This is a genomic window from Kiritimatiellia bacterium, assembly GCA_025054615.1.
GTDB lineage: Bacteria > Verrucomicrobiota > Kiritimatiellia > CAIVKH01 > CAIVKH01 > JANWZO01.
The window spans coordinates 108,238-121,312 of sequence record JANWZO010000004.1 but is presented as its reverse complement, the minus strand read 5'-3'; the positions used below and the strand labels follow the sequence as shown (position 1 = coordinate 121,312).

Here is a 13,075-nt window from a genome sequence, read left to right as displayed (position 1 = left end):
ATTGATTTTACCTAGAGAGACGTATGACGCGTCGAATCCCGATTTGGCTCCTAGGGGTCCTCGTTTTCGCTGCAGCCCTCGCCGCGGCAGAGACGCCGGGTCGATTCGAGCGCGATCCCAACTGGGTCGCGGGACAGGCCGCGTTGCGCGATGGATTTTACGATATCGCACGCCAGAAATTTGAGGCCTTCACTGAAAACGCATTCTTCAAGAGCACCAAGGCCATTGGCACGCTGTACACCGCCCAGGCGCTGTTTGGCCTCGGCCGCCACGAGGAGGTGATCCGCCTGTTGAATTCGCGGCGCGACTGGGCGGCGCGCGCCAACCTCGAGGGTTCCTTCGTCTTCTGGACGGCCCGGTCCCAGTTCGAGCTTGGCCGATACGACGAGGTCGTCCGAACCCTCGAGCGGTTCGAGCGAGAGCACCGGGAGGACCCGAACTTCCCCAAGGCCATCCGGTTGCGGGCGCATGCGCTCCTCAAATTAGGCGACCTCGATGGGGCGATGCGCGCGATGGCGCAATTTCAGGAGCGGTTTCCTGCCGACCCTGAGGCCGCGGCCAATCTCCTCGATTGGGCTGGAGCCCTGCTCGATGCACAAAGGGTAGAGGACGCCGAGCAGCTTCTCGCGCAGTTGGTGGAGCGATTCCCGACACACGCGGCGGCCCAAACAGCCCGTCTGTGGCTCGCGCGCCTACTGATCGACCGCGGCGCTTACGCCGAAGCGCACAGGTGGCTCGACGAGCTGACGCGGGACCGCGGTGGCGAGGCGGAGCCAAATACGCGGTCGGAGGCGTGGCTCGCCTTCGCTCGCCTTGCGCTCGCGCAGACGAACCGGGCAGCCGCGCTGGACGCGCACGAGCGCGGCGAGCGCGTCGCGGAAGATCTGACCCTGAAATTGGAGCACCGCATCGCACGCGCGCGCCTGCTGGCGGCAGCCGGCCAGCCCGACGCCGCTATTGACCTGCTGCAGGCCGCGGTCCAGTCCGCGCCTACCCATCCCGGTGTGTCGGATGCAAGATTGGCGCTGGCGGACCTGCTCCTCGAACAGCGCCGATATGAGGCCGCTCTCGACGCTTACCAGGGCTACCTGGGCGCCCACGCTGATCCTGAAGGGCAGGCGCGGGCCCAGTTAGGTCGCGCATGGGCGCTCTGGCACTTGGGGCGGTACGCGGAGGCCGCTTCCTCTTTCGAGGCGGCTTCGGCGGTCCAGCGGGATCCTGCGAGTCGTGAAACTGCCCTGATCAAGGCCGCCGATTCATATTTCGCCAACAACCAGTTTCGGCTGGCGGAGGCCGCGTACCGGCGCGCGCTCGAGATGTTCCCGGACACCGCGCATGCGCCGTCCCTCAGGCTCCAGATCGCCGAATGCCTTGCCCTGATCCGCGATTTCGACAGCGCGGTCGATGCTCTGCAGGTAGTGTTGGACCGCCACCCGGAGCACCCGATGGCCCTGCGCGCCGCGCTCCGACTCGCAGCGATCCGGGAACAGCAGGGGAGGTGGAACGATGCCATCGCGCTGTACGATCGGCTCATCGCTACGGCCACCAACGCGGAAGACCGGGTCGATGCGATCGTGCGGTCCGGGTTGGCACGTTATCGCTCCGGCGATTTTCAGGGCGCGCTCGACCGATTCGAGCGCGCGGTGCGAGAACAGCCCAACACCCCCGCGGCGGAGCAGGCATTCCATCTCCGCGCGCGCGCGCTGCATATGCTCGGGCAGACCCGCCGCGCCGTGCAAGTGGCCCAACAGTTCCTCGAGCGGTACCCTACATCGCCCGCGGCGCCGGAGGTCCGCTTCTGGCTGGCCGAACAACAGTTCAACGCCGGGGCCTATCTCGTCGCCGAAACCAATTTCCTGTCCATCGCGCGCGACTATCCGCTGAGCGAATGGGCGGATGACGCGCAATACTGGGCGGGCCGAGCCGCGATGGCGAAATCCGAATTCCGCCGCGCCATCGGCATCCTCAATGAACTGATTCGCACCTATACCAATAGTCCGCTCGTCCCGGACGCCCGATTCGCCCAGGGCGATGCGCTCGCCGAATTGGGCGAGTATTCGGGAGCGCTGCTCGCGTTTGACGACATCATCCGGCGGTTTCCCAATCATCCGCTTGCCGACCGCGCTCGGGGCCGCGCCGGGGACTGCCAGTTCATGCTCGGCTCGGAGCGGGCCGAACGGTATCTGGAAGCGATTGCCAGCTACCGGTCGCTGCTCGACAATCCCTCCGCGCCGCAGGCCCTTCGGCTGCAGGCCCAATTCAAAATCGGCCGCTGCTATGAACAGATGGGCCGTAATGCCGAGGCCTTCCGCTATTACATGGACACCGTGTACGGATGGCTCACCGCGCGCGCGGAGGGGCAGTTCGTGGAGCCGGTCTGGTTCGTCCGCGCTGCCTTTGCTGCCGCGGCGATCAAGGAATCCGAACAGCAATGGGACGAGGCGGTGCGCATTTATGAGCGGGTTGTTTCCGCCGCGGGGCCGGCGGCGCAAGACGCTGAGCGTCGAATTCGGGCCATCCAACAGGCCCGGGCCGCGCAACTGAACGAAGTCCCGGCCGGGAGGGCGCATCGATGAACGTCTATCTGTTGCAGGGCGGGCCGGTATTGTGGGCGATCCTCGCCCTCAGCGCGGTGATCGTGCTGCTGATCGCCCAGCGTGCGCTTTTCGTCCACCGATCGTCCCTCCGCGGACGCGATTTCCTCGGCGGTATTATCAACAATTTGCAGCGGGGCAATGTAATGGAGGCGATAGCGCTGTGCGAGGACACACCCGGCCCCATTCCGCAAATGGCTCGTGCCGCCATTCTCGAACTCCAGCAGGGCGGCAAGCGGATCGGGCCGGTCATGCACGATGTCGGCGTCATCGAAATTGCGCGGCTGGAAAAACACCTTCCGCTCCTGCTCGCGCTGGCCCAAACCGCGCCGCTCCTCGGCCTCATAGGCACCTGCGTCGGTATGTGGGAGATGGCCGCCGCGCTGCAGGCGCAGTCGCCCCTGGTCCACGCGGGTGATCTGGGCGCTGGGCTCAGCCGCGCTCTGCTCACGACCATCGCGGGGCTGTCGGTGGGCGCGGTCGGATGGATCGGTCACGCCTTCATCGTAACCCGGGTCAATGCCGTCGTGCTCGAAATGGAGCGGGCGTACCTGGAGATCCTCCAAGCGGTCGCGCAGTTGGCCGGGGGGTCCACGGAGAGCTGATGGGACATGGCTGAATTTGTTCCTGAACGATTGCCCGTCTTTCGGCGCGTATTTGCGCCAGCCTCTCGCGCGTCTGGAGGCTGGCTCGGCGCCGCCCCTTGGGTGGACGCCACTCTGCTGGTATTTTTGGTGATCCTGTTCCAATCCTCCGTCGTCATCCGCCCCGGGATCCGCCTTGAGCTGCCAGCCGCGCCGTTCCGTGACGGGATCCGTGCGGATGCCCTCGTCGTCACCATTCCCCAGGAAGGCATGTATTTCTTTCAGGACGAACGAATGTCCCTCGATGGGCTCCAGGTCGCCCTTGCCCGCGCCGCCCGTTCCGGTACACCTCCTGGTCTGATCCTCGAAGCCGACCGTCGCATTTCTCACGGGACGCTGATGGCCGTTTACCAGCTCGCTCAAGCGGCCGGATTCCGCGAAATCGTTCTCGCCACCCGGCTGGAGGACGCCCGATGAACACAGGAGCCGCGCGGATCGCGCGAGCATGTTTCTGGCGAGGCGTGGCGGTGACCGTTGCGTTTCATGCGGCGGCGGCCGCGCTCTTCATCGCCGTATGGCCACCCATAGCGCCGGCCAAACCGAACCTGACGCCGTCTCGTCTGACCGCATGGATCGACTCCGCAGAGTCTTCAGAGCCGGATATTCAGGACGACGATCCTCGGCTGCTCTGGTCGCCGGTCCTCTTCGCGCTGCCCATTCGGCCAGGCTTCAGTCCTCGCCCTCTGAAACCGCCCGATTATTTGTCAGGGGTTCTTCCCCTCGATCGGCCGGGACCTGTTCTGGAACGCATCGATCCGGGCGCCGGGCAGCCCCCGATGACGCCACGAGCAGTTAATGAGGCGCGCAGGGCCCTCGCCGCGCACTGGCGGAAGCTGGAAGGGATCTCGGACCCGTTCCGCGACCGGGCAGCAACGGCAGGGGGGCTGTTCATCGATTGGCCGGACGGTTCACCCGGTTGGCAGAGCGGTCTGCCCCTGGACGCCCCCGAGTTAAATTCCGGCTCACGTCCATGGGAGGCGTCCGTCTCGGTCAGCGTCTCTACCGCCGGAGACGTGGTCTCGGTGTTTCTGACCCAGCCGACGCCCGACCGCGAGCGGAACGAGGCGCTGGTGCGGGCGTTTCGGCGGCTCCGCGCCGTACCCGGGCGCGAAGGCCACTTCCGGGCCACCGTTTATTACATCCCGACAGGTGGCAACGGCAACTCCTCCGCCGCGCCATGAACGCTGCCTCGCCAGAAGCTGTTGCGTTGTGGCTGCCCGCCGTTTTCGCCCTTGTGGCGATATTCGCGACGTGGATATATTTGGAATTCCGCCCGGGGTGGCCGTATCAGGCCACGCAGAAGGGACACGCCTGCCGGTGCAGAGCCTGCGGCCGCGTCTATGTCGAGCCGCGCCGCGTCCCGCTGTCGCGTTGCCCCGTGTGCGGCGAGGTGAACGAGACCCCGAGCCGCTGATCATGCTAAACAAAGAGAACAGGACCCCTAAATGAATGGCACCCGGGAACTTTTCCCATCCGCTCAAATCCGAGTGGTCAAATGGACGCCGTCCGCGCCGTCCCAACAGGTTCTGGACTTTCTAGAACGGCCCGCGATTCTTCCGGAGGCGGAGGCCGTCGCGCGCACCGTTCTCGAGGATATCCGAGCTCGTGGCGATGCTGCCATCGTAGAATACGCTGCCAAATTCGATGACCAGAAACTCGCGCCCGGCAAATTCGAGGTGACCAAAGCCGAGCGCATGGCCGCCATCGAGCGCGTGGATGCCGACTTCAAAAAGGCGGCCGGCGAAGCCCTCGCGCGCATCCAGAAATTCGCAAAAGCCGGCCTTCGGAAAGACTGGAATATTCTGAGTCCCAAGGGCGGCATTCTTGGCGAACAGTTCCAGCCATATGACCGGGTCGGCTGCTACATCCCCGGAGGGGCTGCGCCTCTTGCCTCCACCGCGCTCATGACCGTCGCGCTCGCCAAAGTGGCCGGGGTCCAGGAGGTTGTCGCCTGCACACCGCCCGAAAAATCGGGCAAGGTCAACCCCTTTGTCCTCTATGCCCTCGACCTCGCCGGCGCTACGGAAATCTACCGGCTCGGCGGCATCCAAGCGATCGGCGCGATGGCGTTCGGCACCAAATCCATCCCCAAGGTCCAAAAAATCGTCGGCCCTGGCGGCCCCTATGTGACGGCCGCCAAGCGCTTAGTCTACGGCTATGTCGATCTCGACATGGTGGCTGGCCCCAGCGAGGTGGCGATTCTGGCGGATGACTCCGCCGCAGCGAAGCATGTCGCCGCAGACCTGCTTGCGCAGGCCGAACACGGCACCGGCCATGAACGCGCGCTGCTCGTCACTACATCGCCACAGCTCGCCTACGCCGTGAGCGAGGAACTGCCGCGTCTCGCGGCCGAACTCGGCGCCGGGCCCGCCGTCTACAAGGTGCTCAACGAGGGCACCATGGTGGTTATTACCGACAACCTCGACATCGGCATGGACATCATCAACCAATTCGCGCCCGAACACCTCGAAATCATCTGCCGCGAGCCGCGGATGTGGCTCAAAAAGATTCGTCGTGCAGGCGCCGTTTTTATCGGTCCATGGACCCCTGAATGCGCGGGCGATTTTCTAGCTGGTCCCAGCCATGTCCTGCCGACAGGTGGAACCGCCGCGCTATTCTCCGGCCTCTCCGTCGAATCTTTCCGACGGCGCACGAGCTTCGTATCCTTCACCCGCGCCGACCTGCAGGACGTTCTCCCGCACATCGAACAGTTCTCCCGTGTTGAGCGGCTTCCCGCCCACGGGTGGTCCGCCAAGGTGCGGTTTCAGAAGTAACGGTCCGCCGAGAAACCGGATCGTTGGGAAAAGCGCTCTATGGGAATACGCGCCTCGGTTTCAAAGTTGCAGCCCTACACGCCGGGCGAGCAGCCGCGGGTGCCCGGCCTTATCAAACTCAACACGAACGAAAACCCATACCCGCCATCCCCCCGCGTCGCCGAGGCGCTCCGCCAGATTGCCGCGGAAGGCCTTCGTCTGTATCCGGACCCCCTCGCCGCCGACCTGCGCGCCGAAATCGCCCACCTTCACGGCTGTGCGCCGGAAAATGTCTTTGCGGGAAATGGCTCCGATGAAATTCTTGCGCTGTGCACTCGCGCCTTTGTGGAGCCGCAGGGCGAGATCGCGTGGTTCGACCCTTCCTATTCGCTCTATCCTGTGCTCGCCGCTATCGCGGACACGCCCGCGCGCGCGATCCCACTCACTAACGAGTTCCGCCTTCCTCCCATCGAAGTCATGGGGCTTAGGTCTGTCTCCCTAATGTTTGTCACCGTGCCTAACGCGCCAACCGGTCTGGCCTATCCCCGGCCCGAGATTGAGGCCATCTGCCGAGCCGTTCCGGGCGTAGTCGTTCTCGACGAGGCCTATGTCGATTTCGCGCCCGAATCGTTCGCGGATCTCGCCCTGCGGCTTCCCAACGTGCTCGTTACCCGCTCGTTCTCGAAATCCTATTCGCTCGCGGGCCTGCGCCTCGGATACGCGATTGGACCTCGCCCGCTGATCGAGGCCCTCTTCAAGATCAAGGATTCTTACAATATCGACGCCATTGCCCAGCGCCTCGGCATTGAGGCCGTCCGCGACCAGGCGTGGATGCGCGCTAACGCCGACCGGATCATCGCCACACGCGGGCGAGTGGCCGACGCGCTCGCTGCCCTCGGATGGAAGGTTCTGCCCTCTGCGGCCAATTTCCTCTTCGCACGGCCGCCCGGTGGCGACGCGGCCGGAATATTCGCTAAACTTCGCGCCCGAAATATCCTGGTCCGCCACTTTCCCGGGCCGCGCACCGGCGAGTACCTGCGCATCACTATCGGAACCGACGAACAGATGGACGCGCTCCTCGCCGCGCTCCGCGCGTGACCGGCCGGGACTACGCTCGACCCCCGCGTGCAGTTGCAGTGGCGGCGGCCCTTTGAGTCGCCTTCGCTTCCTACGACGAGAATTTGCCCCTTTTGTACACTGGAAGGAAGAGATTGGGGATCGTTTTTACAGACGATGGAAACGGCTTAGCCGGTTTTTTACAAAGGATGGAAATTGAGGGCCTTTTGCGCGCTGGGTAGGCCAGGATTCCGCAGCGGTCAGAGCGATGGACTACACGCGGAAGTATATCTGCATGAAGCCACAGGCCTTTGAGCTTGGCTTGTGGATCGGCTAAAGTGCCGCGATTGTGGCTGAAACATCCACAGCGCCTGTACCCGCCGGATATCGCGAGGTGGTCCGGATCGCGATGCCGCTGATTATCAGCACAGCGTCCTTCTCCGCGATGCAGTTCATCGATCGCGTGTTTCTCGCGCAATACAGCTCGGCCGCGATCCAGGCGGCGCTGCCGGCCGGCTTGCTGGCATTCACGCTGTGCTCGGGGTTTATGGCGCTGGCGGGCTACACCAACACCTTGGTCGCCCATTATTACGGAGCGGGCGACCGTCCGGCGTGTGCGCGGGCGACCGCGCAGGGCCTCTGGGCGTCGCTACTTTCGTGGCCGCTGATTTTGGCGCTGATTCCAGCCGGACATGCCCTGCTGCGATGGGCGGATCACGGCCCCGAGGTTGTTGCACTGGAGCTGGAGTATTTCACGATCCTGATGGCGGGCGGCGTGAGCATTCCCTTCGGCGCGGCGATCAGCGGTTTTTTTACGGGCCGCGGAGACACGCTCACCAACATGTACGCGCAGGTCGCGGGAAATGCGGTGAATATTGTGCTGGATTACGCGCTGATCTTCGGGCGATGGGGCTTCCCGGAGATGGGAATCCGCGGCGCGGCAATTGCAACGGTGATAGCAGGCTTTGTGCCTTCGATCGTGCTCGGTGCCGCGTATTTGTCCCGGCGACTGGACGCAGAATTTCACACGCGGCGGGAATGGCGACCAGACCGCGCCCTTTTTGCCAAACTGATCCGATTTGGCGCTCCGGCAGGTGTGCAGATGGTGCTCGATGTGGCGTCCTTCTCAATTTTCGTTCTCCTAACCGGACGGCTCGGGCCGCTGTCGCTTGCGGCGAGCAACATCGCGCTGAGCATCAACACGCTTGCGTTCATGCCGCTGCTGGGCATCAGCATCGCTGCATCGACACTCGTGGGACAATATCAGGGTCGCGGACGTTCGGACCTCGCGGAGAAAGCGGGTTGGACATCGCTCAAGGTAGGATTGATGTACATGGCGGTGATAGGCGCGACCTATGTGGCGTTTCCACGGGAGTATTTCTGGCTGTTTTCAGAACGTGGTGGCGGAGGCTTTACCCTCGAGGAATTGCTGACGGTCGGGCGGCCGCTGCTGATCCTGATGGCGATGTGGGGTTTGTTGGATGCGGTCAATATCATCTTGTCCGGGGCGCTGAAGGGGGCGGGCGACACGCGGTTTGTGATGTGGTATTCCGTGGCGATGGCCTGGTGCCTCTTTGTCCCCGGCACATGGTTCGTCATTGAGGTGCTGGGTGGCGGCATTCTGGGGGCGTGGGCATTTCTGGCGGCGGTGATCGCAGTGCTGTCGGTAGGGTTTTATCTGCGTTTTGCGCGTGGGACCTGGAGAAACATTGTTGTGGTGGACCGGCAAATGCCCCTCCCGCCGGTGAATATCGGACAGGATGCGCGCGTGATTTCCGATTAAGGTCGGCGGCTTGGCGAATGACGGGGATTGGGCCGGGCTCGCGTTTTTTGGCATGTCGGCCCAAAACCGAAGTTGCACAGCGTTCGCGTTGTGCTCTAAGGTTCGCGATAGGGCCCGGGTGGTGAAATGGCAGACACAAGGGACTTAAAATCCCTTGGCCGAAAGGCCGTGCGGGTTCGAGTCCCGCCCCGGGCACTCTTCAAGGATTAGTCTTGAATTTTTTTCGGGAAGCGGGCCCCAAAAAGGTCCAGGCGTGCCGAATCAATCGCCGCCGCGCAGAATCCATGGCGCTAAAATCGGCCCAAACGGGACGCGCCCGTTCAGACGACAGTCACGCCTTTGCGCTTGAGTTCCGCGTCGATCTCCGCCTCGGCCGCGGCCCAGTGTTCGGCCGGGTCGCCTTGGAAGCCGTGCCGTTCCGCGCGGAAGTAGGCGGCCTGCTCGATCATTCGGCGACGCTCTTCAGCAGTGATGATCACCGGCTTGGTCGGGGCCGGAGCAGCTTTCGCCGGCGCGGGTTGCGAGGGCGGCGTGGCCGGAGCTGCTGGTTTAGCCTCGGGCACCGGAGCCGTTGCCGGCGCAGCCGGCTTAGAAACTGGCTGCGGTGCGGCCGCAGCTACGGGTTCGGGTTTTTTCGGGGCAACCGGCTCCGACTTAGCCACTTGTGCAGCCTTGGGAGCGGCGGGAGCCTCCGCTTTCGGGGGTACAGGCGCCTCCGTTTTGGCCGGAGCGGGAGGCTCAGCTTTGGCGGCCGCGGGCGCCTCCGTCTTCGCAGGGGCTGGTGCCGGTGGTTCCGTCTTTGCAGGAGCTGGTTTTTTGGCGGCTGATTCGGGTTTGGCCGCAGGTTTGGCGGCTTCGGCCTTTGGCGCCGCGGATGCGACCGCTGTCTTGACTGCCGCGGGGGCCGACTCGCCCTTTGACTCGGCGGCGGCCGCGGCCGCCGCGACCGCTCGGGCGGACGGAACCTTCGCCGCCTTCTTTGCCGAGGCCGACTTTTTCTTCGGTGTTTCAGCCATGGAAATTTCTCCTTATCTCAACGCGATACAACGCGTTTGGAATCGATAAACCGCGCACTATAGAGGCAAGGTGCGCGTTTGCAACCGTTTTAGTGTTCATTTTTTCTTTGAACGGTCTTCCAGGAGCGACACGATAACAGCTTTTTTAGGATTTCAGATAAGGGATGGACGGATGAGCGACCAACTTAGCGCGGATGGGAGCGGAAGCGGGGCGAAGCAGGAGAGCCTTGAGGCCTCGTTGTCGGCGTGGGTTCGAGCGAGATTCCGGGAGATGTTTCCCGGTGTGGATTTCGGTGGCGTGGCGCTGGACGTGCTGCCGACGGCGGAGGAGTCGTTTGGAGATTATCAGTGCAATGCGGCGATGGCGGCGGGCAAACGGCTGCGAATGTCGCCGCGCGACGTGGCAGGGCGTCTGCTGGCCGGCGCTGCGCTGCCGCCGGACGTCGCTCGGGCGGAGGTGGCGGGGCCCGGCTTCATCAATTTTTTCCTCGACGATGGCGCCCTTGCCCGGCGCCTCGAACGGATGCAGATGGATCCAAGGTTGCATGTGCCGATGTTAGGCGAAGGGCGCACGATCGTGATTGATTATTCCAGTCCGAACGTCGCCAAGCCGATGCACATCGGCCATATCCGCTCCACCGTGATCGGGAACGCCATCGATCGCCTGCATCGTTATCTCGGCTACCGCGTGATTGCGGACAATCATTTGGGCGACTGGGGCACGCAATTCGGGCTGTTGATCCTTGGCTACCGCCATTTTGCGGACCCCGCGGCACTGGAGGCGGACCCGATCGACGAGCTGGAGCGAATTTACGTGAAAAGCTATGAGCGTTCGCAGCAGGACGAGGCCTGGCTGAACGCGGCTCGAGCGGAGCTAGTGAAGCTGCAGCAGGGCGATCCCGAAAATCGCGCCCTGTGGAGCCGGTTCGTTGAGCTGAGCGTGCGGGAATTCGACACCATCTACCGACGCCTCGGCGTGCAGTTCGATTTGTATCGCGGCGAGAGCTGGTACAACGACCGGATCCCCTCACTAATCGAAATGCTGCTTGCCCGCGGGATTGCGGAAGAGAGCGAGGGCGCGTTGGTCGTCCGGCTGGAGGAGGAAAAACTGCCCGTATGCATCGTACGCAAGAGCGACGGCGGTTATAACTATGCAACGACGGACATCGCGACGATTCTAAGCCGCGTCGAAGAGTTTGCGCCGGATGCAATCATCTATGTGACGGACGAGCGGCAGCAGCTGCACTTCAAACAGGTGTTCGCTGTCGCGCGCCGGCTCGGGGTGCAGACACCGCTGATCCACGTGTGGTTTGGCCTGATGCGTTTGCCGGAGGGTACGTTTTCCACGCGACAGGGAAACGTGATCAAGCTGGAGCGGCTCCTGGATGAGGCGGAGTCGCGCGCACTTGCGATCGTACGCGAGAGCAGCCCTGAGATGCCGCCGGAGGCGCAGCGCGAGGTTGCGCGGGCCGTCGGGATTGGCGCGGTGAAATACGCCGACCTAAGCCAAAACCCGCAAAGCCTCGTGACCTTCACGTGGGACAAGGCGCTCGCATTGGATGGCAATTCCGCTCCGTATTTGCAGTATGCCCACGCGCGGATCGCGAGTGTCCGCGATAAATACGCCGATCAGTTTCCGCGCGGGAATTACCTCGGGACCCCGATCGTCCTCGGGGAGGAGACGGAAAAGCGTCTGGCGCGGAGACTCATCCGCTTTCCGGATGTCGTGGTGCGGGCGGCTGCCACATATCGGCCCAACTTATTGTGCGAATACCTCTTCGACCTGGCGCAGGTGTACAGCACGTTCTACCAGACCGTTCCGTTCCTGAAGGCGCCGGAGGGCGTCCGGGAGAGCCGAGTGCGTTTATGCGACCTGACGGCGCGGATCTTGAAGCAGGGCCTGGATCTCCTCGGGATTGAGGCGCCGGAGCGCATCTGAAAATTCTGTATAGCCGGTGGGCGCGCCGCTGGCAAAGGCTTGCCCTGGATCACGTCCGGGATTGAAATTTTCCGGCGCGTCGCCACTCTAGCCCTTCGCACGGGGCTGCTATGTCGAACAGCGTCGAGATTTGCAATGTGACCAAGCGATTCGGCGACTTCGTCGCCGTGGATCGCGTTTCGCTACGGATCGAGAAGGGCGAATTCTTCTCGCTGCTCGGCCCGAGCGGTTGCGGCAAGACCACCTTGTTGCGGATGATCGGTGGTTTTGAATTTCCAACGGAGGGGACAATCCGCATCGGAGACCGCGACGTGACCCGCCTGCCTCCTTACAAGCGGCCGGTCAACATGGTGTTCCAATCGTACGCCCTCTTTCCGCACCTGAATGTGCTGGAAAACGTGATGTTCGGGCTCCGCTACAAAGGATTGACGGATTCCGCCGCGAGAAAGAAGGCACAAGAATGCCTGGCGCTGGTCCGTCTCGAAGGATTTGAGCGCCGATCGCCGTCGCAGTTGAGCGGGGGGCAGCGGCAGCGCGTCGCGCTAGCCCGCGCGCTGGCGATGGAGCCGGAGGTGCTGCTGCTCGATGAGCCGCTCGCGGCGCTGGACCAGAAATTGCGCAAAGAGGTCCAGCTTGAACTGAAAAATCTTCAGAAGTCGCTTGGGCTGACCTTCGTGTTCGTGACGCACGACCAGGAGGAAGCGCTTACGATGAGCGACCGCATCGCGGTGATGAATCAGGGGCGTGTCGAACAAATTGACGCGTCGCATCAGGTCTTTGAGTATCCGAAGACGGAATTCGTTGCACAGTTCATGGGCGCGCCAAATTTCTTTACGGGCGTCGTCAAATCGATCGCGGAAGGGCTGATGTTCATTGGCGCGAGAACCGATTCGGACATCCGGGTGAAGACGAATTCTGACGCGTGGCGTCCGAACGACACGGTGCGGTTCGTCGTGCGGCCCGAAAAGCTGGACCTCCGGACGAAATCAGGGACAGCGGATGGCGAGGTCAGCATCGAGGTGACCATCGAGGACCGCGTTTATCAAGGGGTGAACACGGTGTGGATCGTCCGCGACGACCAGGGCGAGCGCTACATCATTTATGAGCAAAACGATCGCCCCTTTCAGGAGAGCAGCCGCTTCCGCGTGGGCGGACGCGCATTCATGAGTTGGAATCCGCGAGACACCGTGGTGCTGCAGAAGGCGGAGTCGCCGGCGTTGAGCGCGTGTCAGGCAGCCGCAAATCCGCAGCAGGGCGCCCCTGTACCGGCGGCGACATCGGCGAAGTAGG

Annotated in this window: 10 protein-coding genes and 1 tRNA gene; 10 read left to right on the top strand and 1 reads right to left on the bottom strand. The window is 63.3% G+C overall.

Annotation, left to right across the window (positions count from 1 at the left end):
* The first annotated feature begins 23 nt into the window (after positions 1 to 23).
* The 8 genes from NZ740_03115 to NZ740_03080 all read left to right on the top strand — a co-directional run bounded on the left by NZ740_03115 (position 24) and on the right by NZ740_03080 (position 9,025).
* The gene (locus NZ740_03115; protein ID MCS6770999.1) at positions 24 to 2,576 is read left to right on the top strand and encodes a tetratricopeptide repeat protein; all 2,553 of its coding nucleotides are present in this window, start codon (positions 24 to 26) and stop codon (positions 2,574 to 2,576) included.
* Entirely contained in the window at positions 2,573 to 3,199 is a 627-nt protein-coding gene (locus NZ740_03110; protein MCS6770998.1) for a MotA/TolQ/ExbB proton channel family protein, read from the top strand. Before NZ740_03115 ends, NZ740_03110 begins: the two co-directional genes overlap by 4 nt.
* 6 nt (positions 3,200 to 3,205) lie before the next feature.
* Positions 3,206 to 3,655, top strand: coding sequence for a biopolymer transporter ExbD (locus NZ740_03105; GenBank protein MCS6770997.1), 450 nt, complete (start codon positions 3,206 to 3,208; stop codon positions 3,653 to 3,655).
* Positions 3,652 to 4,419 carry a hypothetical protein gene (locus tag NZ740_03100; GenBank protein ID MCS6770996.1) on the top strand — a complete coding sequence of 256 codons (768 nt, stop codon included), beginning with the start codon at positions 3,652 to 3,654 and terminating at the stop codon, positions 4,417 to 4,419. Before NZ740_03105 ends, NZ740_03100 begins: the two co-directional genes overlap by 4 nt.
* A gap of 264 nt (positions 4,420 to 4,683) precedes the next feature.
* Positions 4,684 to 6,012 carry a histidinol dehydrogenase gene (gene hisD / locus NZ740_03095; GenBank protein MCS6770995.1) on the top strand — a complete coding sequence of 443 codons (1,329 nt, stop codon included), beginning with the start codon at positions 4,684 to 4,686 and terminating at the stop codon, positions 6,010 to 6,012.
* A gap of 39 nt (positions 6,013 to 6,051) precedes the next feature.
* Positions 6,052 to 7,089 (top strand): histidinol-phosphate transaminase, encoded by a 1,038-nt coding sequence (hisC, locus tag NZ740_03090; GenBank protein ID MCS6770994.1) that lies wholly within the window; start codon positions 6,052 to 6,054, stop codon positions 7,087 to 7,089.
* A 307-nt stretch (positions 7,090 to 7,396) separates the two neighbouring features.
* Positions 7,397 to 8,830, top strand: coding sequence for an MATE family efflux transporter (locus NZ740_03085; GenBank protein MCS6770993.1), 1,434 nt, complete (start codon positions 7,397 to 7,399; stop codon positions 8,828 to 8,830).
* Between the two features lie 112 nt (positions 8,831 to 8,942).
* Positions 8,943 to 9,025, top strand: a tRNA-Leu gene (locus NZ740_03080).
* Between the two features lie 125 nt (positions 9,026 to 9,150).
* Here NZ740_03080 and NZ740_03075 read toward each other — a convergent pair.
* Positions 9,151 to 9,846 carry a DUF2934 domain-containing protein gene (locus NZ740_03075; protein MCS6770992.1) on the bottom strand — a complete coding sequence of 232 codons (696 nt, stop codon included), beginning with the start codon at positions 9,844 to 9,846 and terminating at the stop codon, positions 9,151 to 9,153.
* A gap of 172 nt (positions 9,847 to 10,018) precedes the next feature.
* On the opposite strand from NZ740_03075, the gene argS reads away from it, so the two are divergent.
* Both argS and NZ740_03065 read left to right on the top strand, forming a co-directional pair.
* Positions 10,019 to 11,785, top strand: coding sequence for an arginine--tRNA ligase (gene argS, locus NZ740_03070; GenBank protein ID MCS6770991.1), 1,767 nt, complete (start codon positions 10,019 to 10,021; stop codon positions 11,783 to 11,785).
* 110 nt (positions 11,786 to 11,895) lie between these two features.
* The gene (locus tag NZ740_03065; protein MCS6770990.1) at positions 11,896 to 13,074 is read left to right on the top strand and encodes an ABC transporter ATP-binding protein; all 1,179 of its coding nucleotides are present in this window, start codon (positions 11,896 to 11,898) and stop codon (positions 13,072 to 13,074) included.
* Position 13,075: the final 1 nt, after the last annotated feature.

Coding starts and splice junctions, on each gene's coding strand:
- NZ740_03115 (MCS6770999.1), top strand. CDS start 24: ATGACGCGTCGAATCCCGATTTGGCTCCTAGGGGTCCTCGTTTTCGCT.
- NZ740_03110 (MCS6770998.1), top strand. CDS start 2,573: ATGAACGTCTATCTGTTGCAGGGCGGGCCGGTATTGTGGGCGATCCTC.
- NZ740_03105 (MCS6770997.1), top strand. CDS start 3,206: ATGGCTGAATTTGTTCCTGAACGATTGCCCGTCTTTCGGCGCGTATTT.
- NZ740_03100 (MCS6770996.1), top strand. CDS start 3,652: ATGAACACAGGAGCCGCGCGGATCGCGCGAGCATGTTTCTGGCGAGGC.
- hisD (MCS6770995.1), top strand. CDS start 4,684: ATGAATGGCACCCGGGAACTTTTCCCATCCGCTCAAATCCGAGTGGTC.
- hisC (MCS6770994.1), top strand. CDS start 6,052: ATGGGAATACGCGCCTCGGTTTCAAAGTTGCAGCCCTACACGCCGGGC.
- NZ740_03075 (MCS6770992.1), bottom strand. CDS start 9,846: ATGGCTGAAACACCGAAGAAAAAGTCGGCCTCGGCAAAGAAGGCGGCG.
- argS (MCS6770991.1), top strand. CDS start 10,019: ATGAGCGACCAACTTAGCGCGGATGGGAGCGGAAGCGGGGCGAAGCAG.
- NZ740_03065 (MCS6770990.1), top strand. CDS start 11,896: ATGTCGAACAGCGTCGAGATTTGCAATGTGACCAAGCGATTCGGCGAC.